Origin of the sequence: Streptomyces sp. NTH33 (assembly GCF_003236365.1) — a bacterium.
Lineage (GTDB): Bacteria > Actinomycetota > Actinomycetes > Streptomycetales > Streptomycetaceae > Streptomyces.
Map to the genome: position 1 here is coordinate 1 of NZ_POTZ01001029.1, position 752 is coordinate 752.

1 protein-coding gene is annotated in these 752 nt (G+C 71.8%); it reads left to right on the forward strand.

Annotated elements, in window-relative coordinates:
* The coding region (locus C1I97_RS38250) for a phosphoenolpyruvate carboxylase (protein WP_146608468.1) at positions 1-614 on the forward strand (614 nt) is incomplete at its 5' end.
* Positions 615-752 lie beyond the last annotated feature (138 nt).

Here is a 752-nt window from a genome sequence, read left to right on the forward strand (position 1 = left end):
CCACCCCCGTGGACCAGCTCGCCGACCTCCACCTCGGCTCCCGCCCCTCCCGCCGCCCCGACTCCGGCGCCGGCCTCGACGGACTGCGCGCCATCCCCTGGGTGTTCGGCTGGACCCAGTCCCGGCAGATCGTCCCCGGCTGGTTCGGCGTCGGCTCCGGACTCAAGGCACTGCGCGAAGCGGGCCTGCGGCAGGAAGGGGACACCGTGCTCGACGAGATGCACGAACGGTGGCACTTCTTCCGCAACTTCATCTCCAACGTCGAGATGACCCTCGCCAAGACCGACCTGCGCATCGCCCGGCACTACGTCGACACCCTCGTCCCCGACCACCTCAGGCACATCTTCGACACCATCCGGGCCGAACACGAACTCACCGTGCGCGAGGTGCTCCGCGTCACCGGCGAGAGTGAACTCCTCGACCACCAGCCCGTCCTGAAGCAGACCTTCGCCATCCGCGACGCCTACCTCGACCCGATCTCCTACCTCCAGGTCGCCCTGCTCAAGCGGCAGCGCGACGCCGCGGCAGCCGGCGAGGAACCCGACCCGCTGCTCTCCCGGGCCCTGCTCCTCACCGTCAACGGCGTGGCGGCCGGCCTGCGCAACACCGGCTGACCGGCCGGACGGAAAAAGGCGCCCCCGGGGTTCCCGCGAACCCCGGGGGCACCTTCACGCCGCACCCCTCACAACGCCACGAACGCCGCCGTCAGCAGCGCCGCCCCCGACCCCGCCAGCACCCACGCCGCCCGGGTC